This is a genomic window from Serratia sp. 506_PEND, from assembly GCF_001076875.1.
Taxonomy (GTDB): Bacteria; Pseudomonadota; Gammaproteobacteria; order Enterobacterales; family Enterobacteriaceae; genus Serratia; species Serratia marcescens.
In genome coordinates, this window is sequence record NZ_JVEL01000535.1 from 9,477 (window position 1) to 33,960 (window position 24,484).

A 24,484-nucleotide genomic window follows, 5' to 3' on the forward strand; every position below is an offset into this window, starting at 1 on the left:
CGGTTGCGCCGACCATCACCACCGAAGGGGTAAAGTTGCTGCGGCCGCCGCCGTCCGCGGTCATGTCACCAAGGAACGACTGCATGACGCCGGTCTGCTTATTCACCGCGATGCGGTAGTTCATGTCGAACGCGTGGCGCTTCAACGCCGTCTGGAACTGTTCGAAGCGATCATTGGCCAGGCGCACCGGGTGGCCGTCGCCATACATCGCCGCCACCGCGCCGTAATACGGGAAGTTGTAGTGGTCTTTCGAGCCGTAGCCCACGGTGTAGCACGGGTGCAGGATCAGCTGTTTCACCGGCGGATTGCGCTTGGCCAGCATGCGCGGCATCTCGTCGGCCACTTCCTGCGGCGACTGAGTCGGCACCACCAGATGCAGGGTTTGCGTCTGCGCGTCGAACCAGCCGTTGGCGTTGTCCGGCTCCAGCGCCGAGGTGTCGATCGACTGCGTGGTGTAGCGGCGCGACATTACCAGCCAGTCGGCCGGCGGGTTCGCCATCTCGTCGGCGATCATCCCCGCATAGCGCATGCCTTCCTGATCCAGCTTGCCGCCCTCACGCCCTTCCGGCCACACCGGCAGGTGTTTTTTCATCGACACCGGGAAGATCGGCGTGTCCTTCAGGCTGGAGAAGCGGTCGTCGTCGAACGGCTGTTCTCCCCCCACCCGCACATAGCGGAAGCTGCCCCAGGGATCGCGCTCCAGCGGGCCGGTGACCGCGCCGTATTTGATGGTTTCTTCGCGGAATTTCAGCCTGTCCTTGGCGAAGCGGAAACGGGCGAAGTCGTGATAGATCAGGATCGCCACCGCCTGGCCGAGGTAGGCCGGGGTTTTGCCGCTCGGCAGCAGCATGTCGTCACCGTAGAACGCCGGGAAGGCCAGGCCGTCGCGCGCCAGGTCTTCCGCCGTCACCAGGCGATCGGGCTGCAGATCGTCCCCCAGCAGCGACAGATCGACGCCTTCGAACAGCCGGTCGGCTTTGGTCACGCGCAGAATGAAGGCGTGCGCCTGTTTCTGCGGCCAGTGCGGCATGTCCACCGCGCGGATATCGCGCGCGAACACCTTCTGCCCCATGACCTTGGCGCGGCCATCGATACGGAAACGGACGCGCTTGGCCTGCGGATCCCAGTTGGGCGACTGGAGGATTTTTTGCTCGAACAGCGCGGCGTAGGCGCGGCTGTACAGGGGGGCGAGGTACACGGAGACCCCCGCAATCACGGCGCTTTTGATAAAGCGGCGCCGCGACGGGTTGAAATTGCTCATAAATAAGTCCTTCACGTCTTTCTTGTAATTGGTTTTTGTTCGCGGTGTTGTTGCGCAAACGCTGACGACCTTGCCGTAGACGTCATAAGCATATGCTTATAACTAAAATTATGTGATGATTAACAGGTTGTTTTCAACAAAAAAACATTTACAAAACACAGGTAGTTTGTAGGCTAATAAATAATTTGCGCAAACGCGGACTTCAACCATGACCACGGGCATTGTCATTACCGCCGCCGGACGCGGAGAGCGCTTTATTCAGGCCGGCGGCCAGGGCAACAAATTGAACGCCGGATTTGCCGATGCGGCGGGCGAGCGGCGATCGCTGTTTGAACACACCCTGCGCCGGGCATTGGCCTCCGGCCTGCCGGTACAGGTGGTGGCCCGGCCGGATAATCTGCCGGTGCTGGCAGCCTGCGCCGCCAACCAGGTGCCGGTCACCCTGCTCGCCAGCGCGGGCCTCGGCGACTCAATCGCCGCAGGCGTTGCGGCCACGCCGCACTGGCAAGGCTGGCTGATCCACCTGGCCGATATGCCGTTCGTCGGCGCCGACGTTTTCCGACAGGTGGCGGATGCCTTGCGGCAGCACCCGATCGTGCGCCCCAGCTATGCGCAACAGCCCGGCCACCCGGTCGGCTTTTCCGCCCGATTGCGCAAACCACTTTGCCAACTGCGCGGCGATAATGGCGCGCGTGAACTGCTGCAAGGCGCAGCGGTGCACCTGCTGCCGCTTGAACACCCCGGCGTCGTGCGGGATATTGATCTTCCATCGCAACTCCCGGCCAGCGAGTAAATTCACCTATGCAACATCTTGATGTCACCGTGGTCAGCCAGGCGATAAGCTGGCTGCAACAACAGCCGGTCTGGTTATGCACCGTGCTCAGCACCTATGGCTCTTCGCCGCGGTCGCCGGGCGCGTTGATGGCCGCGACCCGCGACGGCCGCTACAGCGGCTCATTGTCGGGCGGGTGCGTGGAGGAAGACTTTCTGCGGCGCGTGGCCGCCGGGGAGTATCAGGCGGCCAGCCAGGTGATCCGCTACGGCGAAGGCGGCATGACGCCCAATGTGGCGCTGCCGTGCGGCGGCGTGCTGGACGTGCTGATCGAGTATCTGCCGGCGGGAGAAGCCAGCGTCGCTTACCTGCAGCGCATCGCCGGCGCGCTGGAAGGGCATCATGCGTTGCTCAAACGCCTGACGTTGCCCAACGCCTGCCATAGCCTTGAGCAGAGCCATTTCACCAGCGCCACTCAGGTTGAACGCCGGCTCGAACAGATTACCCTGCATATCGCGGCCGCGCCGCGCCTGCTGATCGCCGGGCTGTCCAGCGTGGCGCTGTACTGCGCCGATTTCGCCGTAGCGCTGGGGTTTGAGGTGCTGGTGTGCGAGAACCGCCCGGAGGCGCTGGATAACTTCGCCGCCGAGTTAAAACCGGGCGTGACGCTGCTGCGCCAGTTTCCGGCCAAGTTCATTGAGGACGGCGGTTGCCACGCCAATACCGCCGTCGTGGCGCTGACCCACGATCCGCGTATGGACGATCTGACGCTGATGGAAGCGATCCACACCCCGGCGTTTTACATCGGCGCCATGGGCTCGCTCAGAAACAGCGCGCGGCGGCGCCAGCGGTTGCAGCAGATCGCCGAATTCACGCCGCAGGAGTTGGAACGCATTCATGCGCCGATCGGCCTGCCGCTCGGCAGCAAAACCCCGGCGGAGATCGCCCTGGCGGTGATGGCGGCGATCGTGCAGCAAAAAAACCGGCGGCCGGCCGCCGACGGGATCAGTGCAGCGGCACCACCGGCACCAGATGTTGCAACTCCAGATGCAGCTCCTCTTTCCCGCTCAGCGAATAGCTGAACACCGTCATGTCCGGCCCGTCGCCGCGGGCCAGCCCCATTTCGGGCAGCACCTGCGTGTAGATTTGAATGATGTGGTCATTGAGCGCCACCGGCTTGCCGGAATAGCGAAAACGGCAAAACTCGCCGTGGACCTCCGGCAGCGGCTCCAGCGCCACGCCTTCACGCAGCGGATAGTCCGCCGTCACGCCCAGGGTATAGTCGACCCTGACCCGCTCGCCGTCCGGCACCAGTTGGGTAAACGAATAGGTCTGCGCCGGACGCTCGCCCAACAAGGTGTAGAACTGCGCCCGCAGCGCGCTGCGCTGCGGCAGATGCGACTTGTCCAACTTTTCGATATCCAGGTGATAAGCGTACTGTTTGCCCTGAAAGGCGTATTGCCCTCTGGCGATGCTGACGCGTTCGACCTGAATATCGCCGGACTGGCTGGCCGCCAGCGAACGCACCAGATTGCTGAAGTCCTGTTTGCGGGCATGACGATAAACGCTGGGCGATTCGGCGAAATGTTTCTTGAAACAGCGCGAGAATGTCTGCTGATTATCGAATTGATATTCAACCGAAATATCGAGGATGCTCTTCTGCGTGAAACGCAAGGCGAAGGCGGCGATGTAGAGGCGGCGAGCGCGAATGTAGGAAGCTAACGATAATCCGGTCTGCTTCTTGAACATGCGCTGCAGGTACCATTTCGTATAGCCTGACTTGGCGGAAACGATATCCAACGACAGCGGATTGGTCAGGTTATCTTCAATCCAGACCAGTAACTCCCTGATGTGACTTTCCTGCGTGCCCATGTGCTTGCCGAACCTTATGTTGCCGATATTCCATTAGTCGAATTTTAGTGCTATTCGCGTAGGGTATACAGGTTAAAACTCGACGTCCAGCAAGCTACAGGACTTTACACAATCCCCTCCACCGCCCGCGGGCGGTGGAGGGGGTAACGATTATTTCAGACAGCTGGAGCACTGACCGGCCTGGATCTTCTGGAAGAAGTCATTGCCTTTGTCATCCACCAGGATAAACGCCGGGAAATCTTCCACTTCAATTTTCCAGATCGCTTCCATGCCCAGCTCAGGGTACTCCACGCACTCCAGGCTCTTGATGCTCTGCTGCGCNAGCACCGCCGCCGGGCCGCCGATGCTGCCGAGGTAGAAGCCGCCGTGCTTGTGGCAGGCATCCGTCACCTGCTGGCTGCGGTTGCCTTTCGCCAGCATGATCATGCTGCCGCCGTGAGATTGCAGCAGATCGACGTAGGAATCCATACGTCCGGCGGTGGTCGGCCCCAAGGAACCGGACGCGTAGCCTTCCGGCGTTTTGGCCGGGCCGGCGTAGTAAATCGGGTGATCCTTGACGTACTGCGGCAGGCCTTCACCGCGATCCAGACGCTCTTTCAGCTTGGCGTGCGCGATATCGCGGCCGACGATGATGGTGCCGCTCAGCGACAGGCGGGTGGAAACCGGATACTGCGACAACTGTTTGAGGATCTCGGCCATCGGGCGGTTGAGATCGACCTTGATCGCTTCGCCCTCCCCGGCCTGGCGCAGCTCCTGAGGAATGAATTTACCCGGATTGTGCTCCAGTTTTTCCAGCCAGATGCCGTCGCGGTTGATCTTGCCTTTGATGTTGCGGTCCGCCGAGCAGGAGACGCCCATGCCGACCGGGCAGGAGGCGCCGTGGCGCGGCAGGCGCACCACGCGGATATCGTGCGCGAAGTATTTGCCGCCGAACTGCGCGCCCAGCCCCAGGTTTTGCGCTTCTTGCAGCAATTCCGCTTCAAGTTCCAGATCGCGGAACGCCTGGCCATGCTCGTTGCCTTCGGTCGGCAGGCCATCGTAATACTTGGTCGAGGCCAGCTTGACGGTTTTCAGCGTCGCTTCCGCCGAGGTGCCGCCGATGACGAACGCCACGTGGTACGGCGGGCAAGCCGCGGTGCCCAACGTGCGCATCTTGTCGACCAGGTAGTTTTTCAGTTTGCCCGGCGACAGCAGCGCCTTGGTTTCCTGGTACAGATAGGTTTTGTTGGCGGAGCCGCCGCCCTTGGCGATGCACAGGAATTTGTACTCTTCGCCGTCCACGCTGTAGAGATCGATCTGCGCCGGCAGGTTGCTGCCGGTATTGACCTCTTTATACATATCCAGCGCGGCGTTCTGCGAATAGCGCAGGTTCTCTTCGATGTAGGTGTTGTAGACCCCGCGCGACAGCGCTTCTTCATCGCCGCCGCCGGTCCAGACGCGCTGGCCCTTTTTGCCGACGATGATCGCCGTGCCGGTGTCCTGGCAGGTCGGTAAAATACCCTTGGCGGCGATTTCTGAGTTACGCAGAAATTGCAGCGCAACGTACTTGTCGTTTTCGCTGGCGTCCGGATCGTCGAGGATATCGGCCACCTGCTGTTGGTGCGCCGGGCGCAGCATGAACGAGGCGTCGTGGAACGCATGCTGGGCAAGCAGGGTTAACGCTTCAGGGGCAACTTTCAGAATTTCCTGGCCTTCAAATTCGCTCACGGAAACGTGGTCGCGGCTCAGCAGATAATATTCGGTATCGTCTTTCTTCAGCGGGAACGGATCTTGATAGTGGAACGGTTTATTCGACATTGATCTCTCACTTGCAACATCAGCTGCGTTAAATTCACACTTGCGGCGCGCGAGGCGGCGCCTTGTCAAAAAACTGCCTCCACCTTACGTATTTTTAATCAGTCAGTTATTGCGCCAAATCGCAAAATAACCGCTCTTTGCGTAAGGGATTACCACAGGCGGCGTTTCAACCTTGCTCGGTGAGAACTGCGGGTACAGGCTCATCATGCACGCTTTATTATCCCGCAGTTAACACATTGATTACAATCCATCGGCGGCGATCGTCTTATCAATGTGGCGAAAAAGCGCCGGATGCGATTTGCGCCGGGGCGTATTGTCAGCCGCCGCGCCATTGCTTAAGCTAGCCGCAATGAACAAACCGAGAATCCCTATCGCGCTGCAACAAGCGGTGATGCGCTGCCTGCGAGAAAAGCTGCAGTTGGCTCGCCGGCATTTTGCCGTCGAGTTCCCCGAACCCAGCATCGTCTATCAGCAACGCGGCACCAGCGCGGGCACCGCTTGGCTGCAAAGCTGGGAAATCCGTCTGAACCCGGTGCTGCTGCTGGAAAACCAACAGCCGTTTATCGATGAAGTGGTGCCGCACGAGCTGGCGCATCTGCTGGTGTTTCGCCAATTCGGCCGGGTAGCGCCGCACGGCCGCGAATGGCGCTGGGTGATGGAAAGCGTGCTGCTGACGCCCGCCAGCCGCACTCATCGTTTCGAAACCGCCTCGGTGCAAAGCAAAACCTTCCCCTACCGCTGCGGCTGCGGGCAGCACCAGCTCACCATTCGCCGCCATAACCGCGTGCTGCGCGGCGAAAGCGAATACCGCTGCCGCCGGTGCGGTGAAAAACTGAAATTTCTTGCTAGCGAGAACCTTTAGTTAAACGATTTATACGTTAAAACAAGTAAATATCGCCATTTGCCACTGCCGGCAAGTTCCGTTACCCTGCCTGCTTTTCCAATTTTGAGCTGTTTTGGAATATGCTTCGCAGAATTTTGTTTATGGCGGTTTTCGCCGCAGGCGCCGCACAGGCGCACGGCATCAATAACTTCTCTCAAGCCAAGACGGCGGCGGCCAAGATTAACCAGGATGCGCCGGGCAGTTTTTACTGCGGCTGCCGCATCGAGTGGCAAGGCAAGAAGGGCATTCCCGATCTCGCCGGCTGCGGCTATCAGGTGCGTAAAAACGCCCAGCGCGCGCAACGCATCGAGTGGGAACACGTGGTGCCTGCCTGGCAATTCGGCCACCAGCTGCAGTGCTGGCAGGACGGCGGGCGCAAAAACTGCAACAAGGACGCCACCTACCGCCAGATAGAAACCGATCTGCACAACCTGCAGCCGGCGATCGGCGAAGTGAACGGCGACCGCAACAACTTCATGTACAGCCAATGGAACGGCGGCGCGGGCCAGTACGGGCAATGCCCAATGAAGGTGGACTTCAAGAATAAACAGGCGGAGCCGCCCGCCCGCGCCCGCGGCGCCATTGCCCGCACCTACTTCTACATGCGCGATCGCTACCAGCTGCGGCTGTCACGCCAGCAAACCCAGCTGTTCGAGGTGTGGAACCGGCAATATCCGGTGAGCCAATGGGAATGTCAGCGCGAAGCACGTATCGCCAAGGTGCAGGGCAACCACAACCCCTATATTCAACAGGCTTGTCAGCAGCGGAAAAGCTAACCTACTATAGCCTTTATCTTTCATGGCGCCGCTAACCCGCGGCGCCGTTTCGTCAGGATCAGACTACCCATGCGCATACCCCGCATTTACCATCCGCAGCCGTTGACCGACCGGGCGGAGATCGCCCTCAGCGAGGACGCCGCCAACCACGTCGGGCGCGTGCTGCGCATGAGCGCCGGCCAGGCGCTGCAGCTGTTCGACGGCAGCAACCAGGTGTTCGACGCCGAAATAATCCGGGTGGACAAAAAGAGCGTGCTGGTGCGCCTCGGCGACGGCCGCGTGGATGACATCGAATCGCCGCTCAACCTGCATCTGGGCCAGGTGATCTCGCGCGGCGAGAAGATGGAGTTCACCATCCAGAAATCCATCGAGCTGGGCGTCAACGTCATCACCCCGCTGTTTTCCGAGCGCTGCGGCGTGAAATTGGACGGCGAGCGTCTGGCGAAGAAAATCCAGCAATGGCAAAAGATCGCCATCGCCGCCTGCGAACAGTGCGGCCGCAACCGCATTCCCGAAATCCGCGAGGCGATGTCGCTGGAAGCCTGGTGCGCCGAGCAGGACGGCAGCCTGAAACTCAACCTGCACCCGCGCGCCAGCCACAGCATCAACACGCTGCCGCAGCCGGTGGATCATGTTCGTCTGCTGATCGGCCCGGAAGGCGGTTTGTCCGCCGACGAAATCGCCATGACCACCGACCACGGATTTACTGATATTCTGCTGGGACCACGCGTTCTGCGTACCGAAACCACAGCGCTCACCGCCATTACCGCTCTGCAGGTCCGCTTCGGCGACCTGGGTTAAAGGAGAAAAGATGATTAAGCTCGGCATCGTGATGGATCCTATCGATTCCATCAACATCAAGAAAGACACCAGCTTCGCCATGCTGCTCGAAGCGCAGCGCCGCGGTTACGAATTGCACTACATGGAGATGAACGATCTCTATCTGCACGCCGGTGACGGGCGCGCGCGCACCCGCCTGCTGAGCGTGAAGGAAGACAAGGAGAGCTGGTTCAGCTTCGGCGCCGAGCAGGATCTGGCGCTGCACGAACTGGACGTGATCCTGATGCGCAAGGATCCGCCGTTCGATACCGAATACATCTATGCGACCTACATTCTGGAACGCGCCGAAGTTAAAGGCACGCTGGTGGTCAACAAGCCGCAAAGTCTGCGCGACTGCAACGAGAAGCTGTTCACCGCCTGGTTCTCGGAACTGACGCCGGATACGCTGGTCAGCCGCAGCGCCGCGCACATCCGCAAATTCCACCAGCAGCACGGCGATATCATCCTGAAACCGCTGGACGGCATGGGCGGCGCGTCTATCTTCCGCGTGAAGCAGGACGATCCTAACCTGTCGGTGATCATCGAAACCCTGACCGAACACGGCAGCCGTTTCTGCATGGCGCAGAACTTCCTGCCGGCGATCAAGGACGGCGACAAACGCATCCTGGTGGTGGACGGCGAGCCGGTGCCTTACTGCCTGGCGCGCATTCCGGCGCAGGGCGAGACCCGCGGCAACCTCGCGGCCGGCGGCCGCGGCGAAGCGCGCCCGCTGAGCGAAAGCGACTGGAAAATCGCCCGCGCCGTCGCCCCGACGCTGAAAGAGAAAGGGCTGATCTTCGTCGGCCTGGACGTGATCGGCGATCGCCTGACCGAAATCAACGTCACCAGCCCAACCTGCGCGCGCGAGATTGAGGCGGCATTCCCGATTTCGATTACCGGCATGCTGATGGACGCGATTGAAAAACGCCTGGCGGCGAAGTAATGCGTCATGCGGGCGGCATGCCGCCCGCTATCCCGTATCGCGCCCGCCAAAGCTCGCCTTTGCGCGCGGCTTGAAAGGCGGCGGGTATAGCCGCATACTGGCGGCTGTTTATTTTCTCACCCATTGATTACCTTATACTAACGCCATGAATTTACAGCACCATTTTCTGATCGCCATGCCAACGCTGCAGGATCCTCGCTTCAAGCGCTCGGTGATTTACGTCTGCGAGCATAACGAAGAAGGCGCCATGGGTTTGGTGATCAATAAACCGGTGGAGCAGTTCACGGTAGCCACGGTGCTGAGCAAGCTGAAGATCATGCCGCCTGCGCGCGATCCGGCCATCAGCCTGGACAAGCCGGTGTTCGCCGGCGGCCCCCTGGCGGACGATCGCGGGTTTATCCTGCATACGCCGCGCCACGGCTTCGGCGCCAGCATTCAAATTTCGCCCAACACCATGATCACCACCTCGAAAGACGTGCTGGAAACGCTCGGCACGCCAGAGCAACCGGACGACGTGCTGGTGGCGCTGGGTTATGCGGGTTGGGAAAAGGGCCAGTTGGAGCAGGAAGTATTGGAAAACGCCTGGCTGACCATCGAAGCCAACACCGACATTTTGTTCCGCACGCCGATCGCCAGCCGCTGGCGCGAGGCGGGGAACCTTTTGGGTATCGACATTCGCAGCATCGCCAACCACGCAGGACACGCCTGATGAGCAACCGCACCATTATCGCCTTCGACTTCGGCACCAAAAGCATCGGCGCGGCCGTCGGCCAGGAGTTGACCGGCAGCGCCCGCGCCCTGCCGGCTTTCAAAGCGCAGGACGGCTCGCCGGACTGGCTGAAAATCGAAAAGCTGCTGAAGGAGTGGCAACCGGATTTGGTGGTGGTCGGCCTGCCGCTGAACATGGATGGCACCGAACAACCCGTTACCGCCCAGGCGCGCAAGTTCGCCAACCGCCTGCACGGCCGTTTCGGCATCCAGATCGATCTGCATGACGAGCGCCTGAGCACCGTGGAAGCGCGCGCCAACCTGTTCGATCGCGGCGGCTTCCGCGCGCTTGATAAAGGCAGCGTGGATTCCGCCTCCGCGGTGGTGATCCTCGAAAGCTGGTTCGAACGGCAACTGGGCTAAACGCCCGCCCTTTCCCCCGCGCACTCTCCCAACACGCCGGCGTCGATCCGCTGCTGCAAACCTTGCTCAAAGGTTTGCATGCCGGACTGCGCGCCGGTTTGCAACACGCTCGCCAACTGATGCGTTTTCCCTTCGCGGATCAGGTTGCTGACCGCCGCCGTCGCCGTCAGCACTTCAAAGATCGCCACGCGTCCGCCGCCGGGCCGCCTCATCAGCTTTTGCGCGATCACCGCCTGCAGACTGCCGGCCAGCTGGGCGCGCACATAGGGTTTCTCTTCCGCCGGAAACACGTCCACCAGCCGTTCCACCGCCTGCGGCGCGCTGCGGGTATGCAGCGTAGCCAGCACCAGGTGGCCGGTCTCCGCCGCAGTGAGCGCCAGCCGGATGGTGGCGGTATCGCGCAGCTCGCCCAGCAGGATCACATCCGGATCTTCGCGCAGCGCGGCGCGCAACGCCGCATCGAAGCTGTGGCTGTCGCGGCCGATCTCCCGCTGCTGGATCAGCGATCGCCGGCTGCGGTGCAGGAACTCGATCGGATCCTCCAGCGTCAAAACGTGCCGCTGCTGGTGCCGGTTGATCTCGTCGATCATCGCCGCCAACGTGGTGGACTTGCCGCTGCCGGTGGCGCCGGTGACCAAGATAAGCCCGTCGTCGCGCCGCAGCAACGCCGGGACAATGGCCGGCGCCGCCAGCTCGGCAAGCGAAGGCGATTGCCCGGCGATACGCCGCAACGCGAGAGAAATCCCCGCGCTTTGTTGAAAAACGTTGGCCCGCAGCCGCTCCCCGCCCGGCCTGTGCAACGCCAGATCGACCTGCCCCAGCCGCCGCAGGCTCTCGCGCTGCTGCGCATTCAGCAATCCGTCGCAGAGGGCCTGCACGCCTTGCGCCGTCAGCGTTGGCGCCGCCGCCAGCGGCTGCAGTTCACCGTCGATGCGCAACATCGGCGGATGACCGGCACAAAGGTGCAGATCGGAAGCATTATGCTTTACACTAAGGGCCACGAATTCATCGATATCCATATCACTCTCCCGGGTCAATAATGAGCACTATCCAACAGAACCTGCAGGATGTCAGAAACCGCATCGCGGCCGCCGCGCGAAATTGCGCGCGGGCGCCGGAAGAAGTTGCTCTGCTTGCAGTCAGCAAAACCAAACCTGTGGCGGCGATCGAAGAAGCCATCGCCGCCGGCCAGCGCGCCTTCGGCGAGAACTACGTGCAGGAAGGGGTAGACAAGATCCGGCATTTCGCCGAGTCGCCGCAGGGCGGCGAGTTGGTGTGGCACTTTATCGGCCCGCTGCAATCCAATAAGAGTCGGCTGGTGGCGGAACATTTCGCCTGGTGTCATACCGTGGATCGGCTGCGCATCGCCCAGCGCCTGAGCGATCAGCGCCCGCCCGACCTGCCGCCGCTCAACGTGCTGATTCAAATCAACATCAGCGACGAACAAAGCAAATCCGGCATCGCGTTAAGCGAGCTGCCGGCGCTGGCCGACGCAATCGCCGCGCTGCCGAACCTGACGCTGCGCGGCCTGATGGCCATCCCGGCGCCGGAAGCGAATTATCAGCGGCAGTTGGCGGTATTCAGCCGGATGAACGACGCCTTTCTCGCCCTGCGCCAGCGTTATCCGCAGGCCGATACGCTGTCGATGGGCATGACGGACGATATGGCGGCGGCGATCGCCGCAGGCAGCACCCTGGTGCGCATCGGCACCGCAATTTTTGGCGCCCGCGACTACTCGCAGGCCTGACACACAGACGAGGGATTTGATGCAACATCGCAAGATTACCTTTATCGGCGCCGGCAACATGGCGCGTGCAATCATCGCCGGCCTGGTGGCGGGCGGCTATCCAGCCAAATCCATCAGCGTCTGCGCCCCTTCGCCGAAAAACCGTGACGCGCTGGCGGCAGACTACGGCATCGTCAGCAGCGGCGACAACGTCGCCTGCGCGCGCGAGGCCGAGGTGGTGGTGCTGGCGGTCAAACCGCAGCTGATGGCCGACGTTTGCCAGCCGCTGCGCGAGCAGGTCGATTTCAGCGGCAAGCTGGTGCTGTCGATAGCCGCCGGCATTCAGGTCAGCCGTTTCTATCAGCTGCTCGGCGACAAGCTGGACATCGTGCGCATCATGCCCAACACTCCGTCGCTGGTCGGCAAGGGCATGAGCGGGCTGTACGCGCCGGCGCAGGTCAGCCAGCGGGATCGCGATTACACCGGCGATTTAATGGCGTCGGTCGGTAAAGTTTGCTGGGTCGATGACGAAAATGGCATCAACGGCGTGATCGCCGCCGCGGGCAGCGCCCCGGCCTATTTCTTCCTGTTTATGGAGGCGATGCAAAAAGAGGCCGAGCGCATGGGCTTCGACAGCCAGACCGCGCGCGATCTGGTGCAACAGGCCGCTTCCGGCGCCGCCGCATTGGTGGAAGCCAACCCGGATACGCCGCTGGGCACGCTGCGCGAACAGGTGACCTCCAAAGGCGGCACTACCGCCGAAGCGCTGCGGGTGTTCAACGAACGCCAACTGCCGGAAACCGTGGGGCAAGCGATGCAGGCCGCCGTTTCCCGCGCCCAAGAGATGGAAAAATTATTTTAAATAACCGCGAGTTAAGGAGAAGGACCACTTCATGCTAACGCTGACTTTCCTGGTCAAGACCGTTATTGATCTGTACGTGATGGTGCTGTTGCTGCGCATTTGGATGCAGTGGGCGCGCACCGATTTTTACAACCCGTTCTCACAGTTTGTGGTGAAGATCACCCAGCCGGTGGTCGGCCCACTGCGCCGCATCATCCCGTCACTGGGGCCCATCGACAGCGCTTCGCTGCTGCTGGCGTTCCTGCTGATGACCATCAAGTACCCGCTGCTGCTGCTGATTCAGGGCGGCGCGATGTCGCTCAGCCCGTATAACCTGCTGTTCGGCCTGATCTCGCTGGTGAAGTCCGCCGGCTACCTGATCTTCTGGGTGATGATCATTCGTGCGCTGATGAGCTGGGTAAGCCAGGGCCGCAGCCCGATCGACTACGTGATGTACCAACTGACCGAACCCTTGATGGCGCCAATCCGTCGCATCATCCCGGCGATGGGCGGCATCGACTTTTCCGCCATGGTAGTGATCCTGATCCTCTATCTGATCAACTACCTGGGCATGGATCTGTTCGGCGAGATCTGGTTCCTGCTGTGAGTGCGGTCACTCCGGTGCTGGACGGGCTGGCGATCAGGCTATATATTCAGCCGAAAGCCAGCCGCGACCAAATTATCGGCTTGCATGGCGACGAACTAAAAGTCGCCATCACCGCTCCGCCAGTCGACGGCCAAGCCAACGCCCATCTGATCAAGTTTATCGCCAAGCAGTTCAAAGTGGCGAAAAGCAACGTCACCATCGAGAAAGGCGAACTGGGGCGGCATAAACAGTTACGCATCGTGAATCCGCAACAGATCCCCGCCGTGGTCGCGGCGCTCATCGAATAATTTTCAAGGTAGTCACTTATGCAAAAAGTCGTTCTTGCCACCGGTAACCCGGGCAAAGTGCGCGAACTTGCCGACCTGTTGGCCGATTTCGGCCTGGACGTGGTCGCGCAAACCGATCTGGGCGTGGAATCCGCCGAAGAAACTGGCCTGACATTTATCGAAAACGCCATCCTGAAAGCGCGCCATGCGGCACAGGTCACCGGCCTGCCGGCGATCGCCGACGACTCCGGTCTGGCAGTGGATGCGCTGGGCGGCGCGCCGGGCATCTACTCCGCGCGCTACGCCGGCGAAGATGCCGACGATCGGCAGAACCTCGACAAGCTGCTGGCGGCGATGAAAGACGTGGCGCCGGGCCGGCGCGGCGCGCAATTCCACTGCGTGCTGGTCTATCTGCGCCATGCGCAAGATCCGACGCCGCTGGTGTTCCACGGCAGCTGGGCCGGCGAAATCACCGAACAGGCCGCCGGTGAAGGCGGTTTCGGTTACGATCCGGTCTTCTACGTGCCGGAGCTGGGCCGCACCGCCGCCGAGCTGAGCTGCGACGAGAAGCGGGCGATTTCGCACCGCGGCAAGGCGCTGAAGCTGATGTTGGAAGCCATGCGCAATGCTTAAGCTGCCCCCGCTGAGTCTCTACATCCATATCCCGTGGTGCGTGCAGAAATGCCCGTACTGCGACTTCAACTCCCATGCGCTGAAGGGTGACGTGCCGCATCAGGAGTATGTCGATCATCTGTTGGCGGATCTGGATGCCGACCTGCCGCTGGCCGGCGGCCGGGAAATCAGCACTATCTTTATCGGCGGCGGCACCCCCAGCCTGCTGAGCGCCGAGGCGATGCAGGCCTTGCTGGACGGCGTGCGAGCGCGCATTCGCGTCGCCGACGACGCCGAAATCACCATGGAAGCCAATCCCGGCACCGTGGAGGCCGATCGCTTCAGCGGCTACCAGCGCGCCGGCGTCAACCGCATCTCCATCGGGGTGCAAAGCTTCAGCGCCGAGAAGCTGAACCGTCTGGGGCGCATCCACGGCCCGGAAGAAGCCAAACGCGCGGCGACGCTGGCGACCGGCCTCGGCCTGCGCAGCTTCAACCTCGATCTGATGCACGGCCTGCCGGACCAGTCGCTGGAAGAGGCGCTGGACGATCTGCGCCAGGCGATCGCCCTCAATCCACCGCACCTGTCGTGGTATCAGCTGACCATCGAGCCGAACACCCTGTTCAGCTCACGCCCGCCGGTCTTGCCGGACGACGACGCGCTGTGGGACATCTTCGAGCGCGGCCACCAGCTGCTGAGCGCCGCCGGATACCAGCAGTATGAAACCTCGGCCTATGCCAAGCCGGGCTACCAATGCCAGCACAATCTCAACTACTGGCGCTTCGGCGACTACCTGGGGATCGGCTGCGGCGCGCACGGCAAGGTGACCTTCAGCGACGGACGCATCCTGCGCACCGCCAAGACCAAGCACCCGCGCGGCTTTATGCGCGGCGACTACATGGACAAGCAGCATGAGGTGGCGGCGGCGGATCGGCCGTTCGAGTTCTTCATGAACCGCTTCCGCCTGCTGGAAGCCGCGCCGCGCGCCGACTTCGTCAACTACACCGGGCTGGCGGAAAGCGTCATTCGCCCGCAGTTGGACGAGGCGCTGGCCAAAGGCTATCTGGAAGAAACCGCGGAGCATTGGCAAATTACCGAGAAGGGCAAGCTGTTCCTCAACTCGCTGCTGGAACTGTTCCTGGCGGACGACGAATAAAAAAAAGCGCTGAATGATCAGCGCTTTTTTATTGGTGTTAATCCGGGTAAAACGTCTGAGACAGAATCTGCTGAGTTTCCCAGATGCCGTTTTCCGGATACACATCCAGCCCGGTTTCGGCCGTGGCGAGCGCAACGGCCTTCGACCAGACGACATCCAGCCAATCGGCATCGCTCCGTTTACCTTTTAGGCTGGGCGACTCTTTCAAGCTGTAAAGCACCTCTTTGCGCTGCGCTTTAATCGTTCTTTCCCAGCTGGTTCCGCGCCTGGCCGGCTGATATTTCCATTTAAGCAAATGTGCAATCAGCACCGTCATCCGGCTAGCAAGTTCCCTTTGCTCGCTCTTCCCCACGTCCTCAATCTCCTCGGCGATCTTTTCAATATCGATCTCAGACAATTTTCCGGAGCGCAAAAGAGCGGCCTGTTCATTTGCCCAGGCAACAACATCGGTTTCGTAACGTGTATGGCTCATAGCGTCCTCCGTAAACATCCATAAATCTGTACGTAGTTTGATCAGTCTGTCAGATAAGCTTCAGAAGGTCAAAAAACGGTCTACCAAGAAGATTCTTATTTCACTTCAACGCTTTAAGCAGATCCTTGCGCTGGGTTTCCAGTGCGGTGACGCGGTTGCACACGTCATGACCGAAGTTCTGGAAGTCCTGCTCCTGATTGTTCCATTCGTTCTGGATCGCCTTCTGCAAGCCGCCCAGGTTGCCCATGATCGCCTGCAGCGGGTTGCCGCCGCTATTGGCGGCCTGTTTGACGCCCATCTCGTTCAGGCTGTCCTGCAGCACCCCGCCCATGCTCTGCTGCACGATGTTGCGGCCATCCTGTTCCACCTGGTCAATCGCCTGGTGGTGGAAGGTCAGACCGTCGCTGCGGTGCTCGATGATGCGGTTCATCTGCTGTTTCAGTTGGCCGTTCAGGGTGGTCAGCCGGTTGCGCACGTTGCTGTTGCTGCCCAGCTCTTTGACGATCACTTTATCCAGCGCTGCGCGGGCTTTCTCCAGGTGTTTCTGCGCGCCGTCGTCGATCCACGGCAGCTGCTTGCGCAAGGCGCTCTGGTAACTGAAGGCTTTCTGCCGCTGGCTGTCGTTCAGGCTCAGCGCCTGGCCGTTGCGGATCACGTCGCCATCCGGCGATATTTGCAGGTCGCCGCTGGCGCCTTTCACCTGCACGCTCTGCGGGCTGATGATCACATCGTCCTGGGGTTTAACGCTGCATTGGTACTCGGCGTGGGCCTGCGCGGCAGTCGCCGCCAGCAGCAGTAAGGCTAACCCGGTTTTCTTCAACATAGCTTCTCCTGACTCCCATCCAGACTGGGATTAAAAAATCGAACGACCGATACGTTGAGACAACAGTTCCAGCGCCGCAGTTCCCGCCAGCGAGTTGCCGGAAGCATCCAGCTCCGGCGACCAAACGACGATCGACAGCTCGTCCGGCACGATGGCCACGATGCCGCCGCCCACGCCAGACTTGCCCGGCATCCCCACCCGATAGGCGAATTCGCCGGCGCCGTCGTACATGCCGCTGGTCATCATCAGGGCGTTGATCTGCCGGGCCTGCAGCGGGCTGATCACCGCCTCGCCGCTGAGATCGCGACCGTGATTGGCCAGATAGACGAAGCTGCGCGCCAGTTCCACGCAGCTCATGCGCAGCGCGCAGTAGTGGAAATAGGTTTGCAGCACGGTGATGACGTCGTTTTCGAAGTTGCCGAACGATTTCATCAGATAGGCGATGGCCGCATTGCGATCGGAGTGTTCGAACTCGGAGCGCGCCACCCGCAGGTCATAGGCCAGGTCGTCTTCGCCGGCCAACTGACGCACCACCTCCAGCATGCGCTGTTTGGGGGCGCTGAGCCGGGTTTGCAGCATGTCGCACACCACCAGCGCGCCGGGGTTGATAAACGGATTGCGCGGTTTGCCCTGTTCCATCTCCAGCTGCAGCAGCGAATTGAACGGCAGGCCGGAAGGCTCTTTGCCGACGCGCCGCCAGATCTCAGGCTCCTGATAGCGCGTCAGCGCCAGCGTCAGGCTCAGCACTTTGGAGATCGACTGGATGGAGAAGCGCTCCGCGGCGTCGCCGGCCTGGAACAGTTCACCATCCACCGTACACACGGCGATCGCCAGCCGATCGGCGGGCACTTCCGCCAACGCCGGGATGTAGTCGGCCACTTTTCCCTGGCCAATCAGCGGGCGCACCTGTTGCAGGATCTCTTCCAGCAACGCGTTATCCAATGTTGTTACCACCTCGGTCACACTCCGGGCAAAACAAAGGCGCCGTTAAGGCACCTTAGATCAATAAAACGGCGCGGCGCGAAGCCGCGCTCATCGGGCAGCCGCGATCAATCCCACCAGATATCGAACAGATCGCTGACCTTAACGTCGGTCAGTTTGCGCGCTTCCAGCCAGTTTTTCACCAGTTCACGATGCTCGTCGGTGCAGTGGCCGATCTTCTGCAGGCAGATCAGACCTTCCCACTGCAGGTAGCCGCTGCCGTCAAACGCCAGGCCGTTCGGCTCGATCACTTCATCGATGAAGGTATCCAGCGTGCTGTCGATGTCTTCCACCGACGTGCCTTCGGCGAAGCGCCAGGCTACGGAGAAACCCAGCTCCTGAAATTCTTCAATGTGCAACTTTTTACGTAAACGACGACTGCGGTTCTTAGCCATTATTCTTTCCTCTCAAACATCAAGTCCCAAACGCCATGTCCCAGGCGCTGGCCGCGTAATTCAAATTTCGTCAATGGGCGCGAATCCGGACGCGGCACATAATCATTATCGCTGGAAAGATTACGGTAGCCTGCGACCCCGTTCATAACCTCTAACATATGTTCCGCATAAGGTTGCCAATCGGTGGCCATGTGGAAGACCCCGCCGGTCTTCAGCTTGCGCAGCACCAGTTCGACAAACGGCGTTTGCACGATGCGGCGCTTATTGTGGCGCGCCTTGTGCCACGGATCGGGGAAGAACAGCTGCACCATGTCCAGCGAGCCGTCCGGGATCATGTTTTCCAGCACTTCAACCGCATCGTGGCACATCACGCGCAGGTTGCTCAGCTTCGCCTCGTGGGCGTCGGCCAGGCAGGCGCCCACGCCCGGCGAGTGCACTTCGATCCCTAAAAAGTTCTGCTGCGGATTATTGCCCGCCATGGTCACCAGCGAGGCGCCCATGCCAAAACCGATCTCCAGCACCGTCGGCGCTTCGCGGCCGAACAGCGCGGCGAGATCGACAGCCTCAGCCTGATACTCCACGCCCATCACCGGCCAATAGTTCTCCAGCGCGTGCTGCTGGCCTTTAGTCAGCCGCCCCTGGCGGCGGACAAAACTGCGGATACGGCGCATCGCGCGGCCGTTCTCATCAAATTCCGGGGAGATGACGTCATTAATCATAGTGCTTTCTGTCTGTTTGGCTGCCAATTAGGGAAACGCGCATTATGCAAAGATACATTGGTTTAGCAAGTGTTCATCTTCTGTACCCGCCGTGCGGCGTCGGAAAGTTCCGGTTTACAGCACCATGACTCTATGCTGCAATCTCGCTTCATTTTCTGCCGGATAACGACGCTGCTCATGATGCAAGCACAACAATTCGCACAGGTGGTGCTTGACTGGTATCAGCGCTACGGCCGCAAAACCCTGCCGTGGCAGCTGGAAAAAACCGCCTATCAAGTATGGCTCTCCGAGGTGATGTTGCAACAGACCCAGGTTGCCACCGTCATTCCTTATTTTCAGCGCTTTATGGCCCGTTTTCCCAACGTGCGCGCGCTGGCGGAAGCCCCGCTGGACGAAGTGCTGCATCTGTGGACCGGCCTCGGCTATTACGCCCGCGCCCGCAATCTGCACAAAGCGGCGCAGACCATTGTCGCACAGCACGGCGGCGAGTTCCCGACAACCTTCGCAGAAATCGCCGATTTACCGGGCGTCGGCCGTTCCACCGCCGGCGCGGTGCTGTCGTTGGCGCTGGGCCAACACTATCCGATCCTCGACGGCAACGTGAAGCGCGTGCTGGCCCGCTGCTACGCGGTGGAAGGCTGGCCGGGCAAAAAAGAAGTCGAAAACCGGCTGTGGAAAATCAGCGAAGAGGTTACCCCGGCGCAGGGCGTCGGCCAGTTCAACCAGGCGATGATGGATCTGGGCGCCATGGTCTGCACTCGTTCCAAGCCCAAGTGTGAACTCTGCCCGCTCAACGTCGGCTGTCTGTCTTACGCCAATCACAGCTGGGCCAACTACCCCGGCAAGAAACCCAAACAGACCCTGCCGGAAAAAACCGCCTACTTCTTATTGCTGCAGCACGGCGACCGCGTGTGGCTGGAACAGCGCCCGGCGGTGGGTCTGTGGGGCGGCCTGTTCTGCTTCCCGCAGTTCAGCGCGCGCGTGGATTTGGAACTCTGGCTGCAGCAGCGCGGTCTGAAAGGCAAGCGCCTGGAACAGCTGACCGCGTTTCGCCACACGTTCAGCCATTTCCATCTCGATATCGTGCCGATGTGGCTGTCGCTCGACGTGGCGGGCAGCGGCATGGATGAGGGCGCGGGTCTCTGGTATAACTTAGCGCAGCCGCCGTCGGTCGGGCTGGCAGCGCCGGTGGATCGCCTGTTGCAACAGCTGGCGAAGCAGCCCCCGATCCAACAAAACTTATATGGCGATAGCGCCATCGACGAGGAATTAGCATGAGCCGCACCATTTTTTGTACTTTCCTGCAGCGCGACGCCGAAGGCCAGGACTTTCAGCTTTATCCCGGCGACGTCGGCAAGCGCATCTACAACGAGATCTCCAAGGAAGCCTGGGGCGAGTGGATGAAGAAGCAGACCATGCTGATCAACGAGAAGAAGCTGAACATGATGAACGTGGATGACCGCAAACTGCTGGAAGAGGAAATGATCAAGTTCCTGTTCGAAGGGCACGACGTGCACATCGAAGGCTATACGCCGCCAAGCGAATAACGTTGTTGGGGCCAGGCGCTGGCCCGCTTCAATCCTCTTATACTTCTTCCAAACGGCTTTAAGATGAAGAAAATTTTAGCTTTGCTCGTAATAGCGCCTTTGCTGATCTCCTGTTCCGGCAAAAAAAGTGAAGAAATCAACGAAGCCTGGATCAAAGACACCAACGGCTTCGACATTCTGATGGGGCAATTCGCTCACAACATCGAGAACATCTGGGGTCTGAACGAAGTTCTGATCGCCGGGCCGAAAGACTACGTCAAATATACCGACCAATACCAAACCCGCAGCCACATCAACTTCGACACCGGCGCCATCACCATCGAGACCATCGCCACCACCGATCCGGCCGCGCACCTGCGCCAGGCGATCATCAGCACGCTGCTGATGGGTGACGATCCGGGCTCCATCGATCTCTATTCCGACGCCAACGATATCCAGATCAGCAAAGAGCCGTTCCTGTACGGCCAGGTGCTGGATAACAAAGGCGCGCCGATCCGCTGGGAATGGCGCGCGGCGCACTTCGCCGATTACCTGCTGCAGACCAAGCTGCAAAAACGCACCTCCGGTCTGCACGTCATCTACTCGGTCACCATCCAGCTGGTGCCGAACCACCTGGACAAACGTGCGCACAAATATCTGCCGATGGTGCGCAAGGCGTCGGAAAAATACGGCGTGGACGAATCGCTGATCCTGGCAATCATGCAGACCGAATCGAGCTTCAACCCCTATGCGGTGAGCGGTTCGGATGCGCTGGGCCTGATGCAGGTGGTGCAGCACACCGCCGGTAAGGATGTGTTCCAGATGCGCGGCAAATGGGGCACCCCGAGCCGCAGCTACCTGTTCGATCCGGAGAACAACATCGACACCGGCACCGCCTATCTGGCGATCCTGCAAAACAACTACCTGGGCGGCATTCAGAACCCGACCTCGCGCCGCTATGCGGTGATCACCGCCTACAACGGCGGCGCCGGCAGCGTGCTCCGGGTGTTCTCCAGCGACAGGACGCGCGCGGTGGGCATCATCAACGGCATGCAGCCGGGCGACGTGTACCAAACGCTGACCACCAAGCACCCGGCCGCCGAATCGCGCCGCTATCTGGTGAAAGTGAATACCGCGCAGAAGAGCTACCGCAGGAAGTAGCGCTTCCCGCGTGGATGGAAGAAGGGCCGGTGCGAACCGGCCCTTTTTTCATGGCTTGATCATATAGCCGAAGATGCGCTTCCAGCCGTGATCTTTTTTCTCGATGTAGACCCCCTGCAGCTCCGGCGAGAAGCCCGGCAGACGGTTGATGCCCTCCTCCAGCGCCAGGAAGTAGCGCTGCACCGCGCCGCCCCACACTTCGCCCGGCACCACGCACAGCACGCCCGGCGGGTATGGCAGGNCTCCGCCGCAATGCGCCCTTCCGCCTGGCCGATCGGCACCAGCTCGACGTTGTCGCGGATAAACTCCACGTTGGCGTCCTGCGGGTTCATCACCACCGGCGGGAAATGATCCTGACGGAACATCTCCTTTTGCAGCTGCTTGACGTCAAAGCTGACGTACAGATCGTGCATCTCCTGACACAGCCGGCGAATGCTGTAGCCGCGGTAACGCTGCTCGTTCTTGCGGTACACCGTCGGCAGCACCACGCTCAGCGGCGCATCCTCTTCGACATAACGTTCGAACTGCGCCAGCATCTCCACCAGCTGTTCCATCTTGGCCGGGTTCTCCGCCGGGGTCAGCAGGAACAGGATCGAGTTGAGATCGCACTTCTCCGGCACGATGCCGTTCTCGCGCAGGAAGTTGGCCAGAATGGTGGCCGGCACGCCGAACTCGGTGTATTGGCCGGTCGAAGCGTCGATGCCCGGCGTGGTCAGCAGCAGCTTGCACGGATCCACCAGATACTGGTCCTGGGCATAGCCTTCAAAGCCGTGCCACGTCTCCCCCGGCACGAAGGTGAAGAAGCGCGCGTCGTTGGCGATCAGATCGGTATCGTAATCCTGCCAGTCTTTGCCCGCCACCTGCAGCGGAATAAACGGCTTCAGCTGCGAGCAGCGCGTGAGCAGCTGTTTGCGCGTCTCGATGCCCAGCTTGACGCAGTCCATCCACATGCGGCGCCCGGCGGGGCCGGCGTGCATCTTGGCGTTGACGTCCAGCGCGGCGAACAGCGGATAGAACGGGCTGGTCGACGCATGCAGCATGAATGCGTTGTTCAGGTGCTTGTGGTTGCAGTGGCGCTTTTGCCCTTTGATGTGGTCGTCTTTCTTGTGGATCTGCGAGGTCTGCGAGAACCCCGCCTGCTGTTTATGCACCGACTGGGTGACGAAGATGCCCGGATCGTGCTCGTCCAGCTCCAGCAGCAGCGGCGAACACTCTTTCAGCATCGGGATAAAGCCTTCGTAGCCCACCCAGGCGGAGTCGAACAGGATGTAGTCGCACAGGTGGCCGATGGTGTCGATCACCTGGCGAGCGTTGTAAATCGTGCCGTCGTAAGTGCCGAGCTGAATGATCGCCAGCCGGAACGGCCGCGCCGCCGCGGCTTTCTCCGGCGCCACCTCGCGGATCTGCTCGCGCAGATAGCGTTCGTCGAAGCAGTGCGCATCGATGCCGCCGATAAAGCCGAACGGGTTGCGGGCGGTTTCCAGATAGATCGGCGTGGCGCCGGCCTGGATCAGCGCCCCGTGGTGGTTGGATTTGTGGTTGTTGCGATCGAACAGTACCAGATCGCCGCGGGTCAGCAGCGCGTTGGTCACCACCTTGTTGGCCGCCGAGGTGCCGTTGAGCACGAAGTAGGTTTTATCGGCGTTGAACACCCGCGCCGCGTGCTTTTGCGCATCCTTGGCCGAGCCTTCGTGGATCAGCAGATCGCCCAACTTGACGTCGGCATTGCACATATCGGAACGGAACAGGGTCTCGCCGTAGAAATCAAAAAACTGCCGGCCGGCCGGGTGTTTACGGAAGAACTCGCCGCCCTGATGCCCTGGGCAGGCGAAGGTCGAGTTTTCCATCTCGACGTAGGTCTTCAGCGTTTTGAAGAACGGCGGCAGCAGCGCCTGCTCATAGGCGTCGGCGGCGGCCTCCAGCTGCGCCATGTAGAACGGCTTGCTGGCGCCGGCCAGCAGCGCGAAAACCCCACTGACAAACGGCAGATAGTCCGGCGAGAGATGCTCGTCCCCTTCCACCGCCACGAAGGTCGGAATGTCGAACCCCGTCGCCTGCAAACACGCCAGAATGCCGGCGTTCACGTCGGCGACCGACACCACCACCGCCGCCACGTCGGTGTAGTCCGTCTGCTCTACGCGCACGATCTGGCGCAGCGTCTCAATGGTGGCGACCAGGCTGGCGCTGGTCGCGATTTTCAATTCTTTCATCATGCTGACTCTCAAACGGTGAAGGATGAGGGTGTGCCACCGGCACGGTAATGAGATAACGCGGTTATCCCGGTAAAAGCGATACCCGGGCACGGCAGCATAAGCGGCGTGCGTGACCGGCTCATGATCGGGGATCATCAGGCGGCTATCGGGGGAACTGATCATGGCAGCGTCCGACAGGCATCAGTAAAATCAGGGCCGCAGCGCTGGCTTTACGCATGCCTAACAGCGAGCATCAGGCGGCCTTACCGCATGGCCGGCAGGCGTATTCGGGCGGATGACGTGCGAAGGAAACAGCGACGGAACGGTGGTGGCGTCAGAGGTCTGGTGCGCAGCAGCGCTTGAGCAACAAAACCAGTCATGCCAATAACCCTCTGGCTTATAAGAAGCGGGAACACCGTCAGGGAACGGAGAGTGCTAAAATTTGCGCAATGATTGCATGATTCTTTGCGGGGTTCAAGCAAGAAACGCCTTGATTGAATGCGCGTTGATTAAACCTTAATGCTTTGTTATTTAATTGAAAAATAGTAAAACCCCATTTCAACATCGGTATAAATACACGATTTATATGCATATTTATTGAATGAGGACATCCCCCCGTCCCCCGCCCCTCCGGGCTCGCTGCCTGAAAATAGAGCAACCGATCGGCTTTGTGACAGAAAGCGATTGACGCCATCCGGCCAATACGGTTTAATGCGCCCCGTTGCCCGGATAGCTCAGTCGGTAGAGCAGGGG

The 24,484-nt window shown here is 60.6% G+C and carries 26 protein-coding genes and 2 pseudogenes (1 of these 28 running past the window's edge); 17 read left to right on the forward strand and 11 right to left on the reverse strand.

Annotated elements, in window-relative coordinates:
* Positions 1 to 1,261: pseudogene (locus tag ADK28_RS22950) on the reverse strand (xanthine dehydrogenase family protein molybdopterin-binding subunit); it reaches 1,534 nt to the left of the window's first position.
* A gap of 208 nt (positions 1,262 to 1,469) precedes the next feature.
* On the opposite strand from ADK28_RS22950, the gene ADK28_RS22955 reads away from it, so the two are divergent.
* Both ADK28_RS22955 and ADK28_RS22960 read left to right on the forward strand, forming a co-directional pair.
* A complete protein-coding gene (locus ADK28_RS22955; RefSeq protein WP_033639398.1) occupies positions 1,470 to 2,054 on the forward strand; it encodes a nucleotidyltransferase family protein in 585 nt (194 codons plus the stop codon).
* Between the two features lie 8 nt (positions 2,055 to 2,062).
* Positions 2,063 to 3,115 carry an XdhC family protein gene (locus tag ADK28_RS22960; RefSeq protein WP_048796768.1) on the forward strand — a complete coding sequence of 351 codons (1,053 nt, stop codon included), beginning with the start codon at positions 2,063 to 2,065 and terminating at the stop codon, positions 3,113 to 3,115.
* On the opposite strand, the gene ADK28_RS22965 is transcribed toward ADK28_RS22960, so the two are convergent.
* Both ADK28_RS22965 and fumA read right to left on the reverse strand, forming a co-directional pair.
* Complete coding sequence (locus ADK28_RS22965) at positions 3,039 to 3,905, reverse strand: helix-turn-helix domain-containing protein (RefSeq protein ID WP_048796769.1); 867 nt, start codon at positions 3,903 to 3,905, stop codon at positions 3,039 to 3,041. The genes ADK28_RS22960 and ADK28_RS22965 overlap by 77 nt on opposite strands.
* Positions 3,906 to 4,055: 150 nt before the next feature.
* Positions 4,056 to 5,702, reverse strand: a complete 1,647-nt coding sequence (gene fumA, locus ADK28_RS22970) for a class I fumarate hydratase FumA (protein ID WP_025304241.1) — start codon at positions 5,700 to 5,702, stop codon at positions 4,056 to 4,058.
* 349 nt (positions 5,703 to 6,051) lie between these two features.
* Between fumA and ADK28_RS22975 the strand changes: the two genes are divergently transcribed.
* From ADK28_RS22975 to ruvX, 6 genes are all read left to right on the forward strand, one after another.
* Positions 6,052 to 6,564 (forward strand): SprT family zinc-dependent metalloprotease, encoded by a 513-nt coding sequence (locus ADK28_RS22975; RefSeq protein WP_033639394.1) that lies wholly within the window; start codon positions 6,052 to 6,054, stop codon positions 6,562 to 6,564.
* Between the two features lie 101 nt (positions 6,565 to 6,665).
* Positions 6,666 to 7,361 (forward strand): deoxyribonuclease I, encoded by a 696-nt coding sequence (endA, locus tag ADK28_RS22980; protein WP_015379043.1) that lies wholly within the window; start codon positions 6,666 to 6,668, stop codon positions 7,359 to 7,361.
* A 69-nt stretch (positions 7,362 to 7,430) separates the two neighbouring features.
* A complete protein-coding gene (gene rsmE / locus ADK28_RS22985; protein WP_004937458.1) occupies positions 7,431 to 8,162 on the forward strand; it encodes a 16S rRNA (uracil(1498)-N(3))-methyltransferase in 732 nt (243 codons plus the stop codon).
* Positions 8,163 to 8,172: 10 nt separating this feature from the next.
* On the forward strand, positions 8,173 to 9,123 hold the full coding sequence (gshB, locus tag ADK28_RS22990) for a glutathione synthase (RefSeq protein WP_016930084.1): 951 nt from the start codon (positions 8,173 to 8,175) through the stop codon (positions 9,121 to 9,123).
* Positions 9,124 to 9,268: 145 nt separating this feature from the next.
* Positions 9,269 to 9,832 carry a YqgE/AlgH family protein gene (locus ADK28_RS22995; protein ID WP_033635940.1) on the forward strand — a complete coding sequence of 188 codons (564 nt, stop codon included), beginning with the start codon at positions 9,269 to 9,271 and terminating at the stop codon, positions 9,830 to 9,832.
* Positions 9,832 to 10,254, forward strand: coding sequence for a Holliday junction resolvase RuvX (gene ruvX / locus ADK28_RS23000; protein ID WP_015379046.1), 423 nt, complete (start codon positions 9,832 to 9,834; stop codon positions 10,252 to 10,254). Before ADK28_RS22995 ends, ruvX begins: the two co-directional genes overlap by 1 nt.
* Here ruvX and ADK28_RS23005 read toward each other — a convergent pair.
* The gene (locus ADK28_RS23005) at positions 10,251 to 11,273 is read right to left on the reverse strand and encodes a type IV pilus twitching motility protein PilT (RefSeq protein WP_048796770.1); all 1,023 of its coding nucleotides are present in this window, start codon (positions 11,271 to 11,273) and stop codon (positions 10,251 to 10,253) included. The two genes, ruvX and ADK28_RS23005, sit on opposite strands and share 4 nt — an antisense overlap.
* A 20-nt stretch (positions 11,274 to 11,293) precedes the next feature.
* Between ADK28_RS23005 and ADK28_RS23010 the strand changes: the two genes are divergently transcribed.
* From ADK28_RS23010 to hemW, 6 genes are read left to right on the forward strand one after another with little or no spacing between them, the layout of a single operon-like run.
* On the forward strand, positions 11,294 to 12,001 hold the full coding sequence (locus ADK28_RS23010) for a YggS family pyridoxal phosphate-dependent enzyme (RefSeq protein ID WP_048796771.1): 708 nt from the start codon (positions 11,294 to 11,296) through the stop codon (positions 11,999 to 12,001).
* 19 nt (positions 12,002 to 12,020) lie between these two features.
* A complete protein-coding gene (proC, locus tag ADK28_RS23015; protein WP_048796772.1) occupies positions 12,021 to 12,842 on the forward strand; it encodes a pyrroline-5-carboxylate reductase in 822 nt (273 codons plus the stop codon).
* Positions 12,843 to 12,873: 31 nt separating this feature from the next.
* Positions 12,874 to 13,428, forward strand: a complete 555-nt coding sequence (locus ADK28_RS23020) for a YggT family protein (protein ID WP_004937436.1) — start codon at positions 12,874 to 12,876, stop codon at positions 13,426 to 13,428.
* The gene (gene yggU / locus ADK28_RS23025; protein ID WP_004948014.1) at positions 13,425 to 13,715 is read left to right on the forward strand and encodes a DUF167 family protein YggU; all 291 of its coding nucleotides are present in this window, start codon (positions 13,425 to 13,427) and stop codon (positions 13,713 to 13,715) included. The genes ADK28_RS23020 and yggU overlap by 4 nt, the downstream gene beginning before the upstream one ends.
* A gap of 18 nt (positions 13,716 to 13,733) precedes the next feature.
* Complete coding sequence (locus ADK28_RS23030) at positions 13,734 to 14,327, forward strand: XTP/dITP diphosphatase (protein WP_048796773.1); 594 nt, start codon at positions 13,734 to 13,736, stop codon at positions 14,325 to 14,327.
* Positions 14,320 to 15,462: a radical SAM family heme chaperone HemW gene (gene hemW, locus ADK28_RS23035; protein ID WP_048796774.1), complete on the forward strand. Its 1,143-nt coding sequence runs from the start codon at positions 14,320 to 14,322 to the stop codon at positions 15,460 to 15,462. Before ADK28_RS23030 ends, hemW begins: the two co-directional genes overlap by 8 nt.
* A gap of 37 nt (positions 15,463 to 15,499) precedes the next feature.
* Here the strand turns inward: hemW and ADK28_RS23040 are convergent, their stop codons facing one another.
* The 5 genes from ADK28_RS23040 to trmB all read right to left on the reverse strand — a co-directional run bounded on the left by ADK28_RS23040 (position 15,500) and on the right by trmB (position 18,852).
* Positions 15,500 to 15,934, reverse strand: a complete 435-nt coding sequence (locus tag ADK28_RS23040; RefSeq protein ID WP_048796775.1) for a DUF29 domain-containing protein — start codon at positions 15,932 to 15,934, stop codon at positions 15,500 to 15,502.
* A gap of 100 nt (positions 15,935 to 16,034) precedes the next feature.
* Positions 16,035 to 16,757 (reverse strand): DUF2884 domain-containing protein, encoded by a 723-nt coding sequence (locus ADK28_RS23045; protein ID WP_033639389.1) that lies wholly within the window; start codon positions 16,755 to 16,757, stop codon positions 16,035 to 16,037.
* Positions 16,758 to 16,787: 30 nt separating this feature from the next.
* Positions 16,788 to 17,711, reverse strand: a complete 924-nt coding sequence (glsB, locus tag ADK28_RS23050; protein ID WP_004937414.1) for a glutaminase B — start codon at positions 17,709 to 17,711, stop codon at positions 16,788 to 16,790.
* A 95-nt stretch (positions 17,712 to 17,806) separates the two neighbouring features.
* The gene (locus ADK28_RS23055; RefSeq protein ID WP_004937412.1) at positions 17,807 to 18,133 is read right to left on the reverse strand and encodes a YggL family protein; all 327 of its coding nucleotides are present in this window, start codon (positions 18,131 to 18,133) and stop codon (positions 17,807 to 17,809) included.
* On the reverse strand, positions 18,133 to 18,852 hold the full coding sequence (gene trmB, locus ADK28_RS23060) for a tRNA (guanosine(46)-N7)-methyltransferase TrmB (protein ID WP_016930097.1): 720 nt from the start codon (positions 18,850 to 18,852) through the stop codon (positions 18,133 to 18,135). The genes ADK28_RS23055 and trmB overlap by 1 nt, the downstream gene beginning before the upstream one ends.
* Before the next feature lie 177 nt (positions 18,853 to 19,029).
* Between trmB and mutY the strand changes: the two genes are divergently transcribed.
* From mutY to mltC, 3 genes are all read left to right on the forward strand, one after another.
* The gene (gene mutY, locus ADK28_RS23065; RefSeq protein WP_227944618.1) at positions 19,030 to 20,130 is read left to right on the forward strand and encodes an A/G-specific adenine glycosylase; all 1,101 of its coding nucleotides are present in this window, start codon (positions 19,030 to 19,032) and stop codon (positions 20,128 to 20,130) included.
* Positions 20,127 to 20,399, forward strand: a complete 273-nt coding sequence (locus ADK28_RS23070) for an oxidative damage protection protein (RefSeq protein ID WP_004937404.1) — start codon at positions 20,127 to 20,129, stop codon at positions 20,397 to 20,399. The genes mutY and ADK28_RS23070 overlap by 4 nt, the downstream gene beginning before the upstream one ends.
* 63 nt (positions 20,400 to 20,462) lie before the next feature.
* A complete protein-coding gene (gene mltC / locus ADK28_RS23075) occupies positions 20,463 to 21,539 on the forward strand; it encodes a membrane-bound lytic murein transglycosylase MltC (protein ID WP_004937402.1) in 1,077 nt (358 codons plus the stop codon).
* 48 nt (positions 21,540 to 21,587) lie between these two features.
* Here the strand turns inward: mltC and speF are convergent.
* Positions 21,588 to 23,749: pseudogene (gene speF, locus ADK28_RS23080) on the reverse strand (ornithine decarboxylase SpeF).
* Between the two features lie 400 nt (positions 23,750 to 24,149).
* The coding region (locus ADK28_RS32770; protein WP_204375381.1) for a hypothetical protein at positions 24,150 to 24,484 on the reverse strand (335 nt) is incomplete at its 5' end.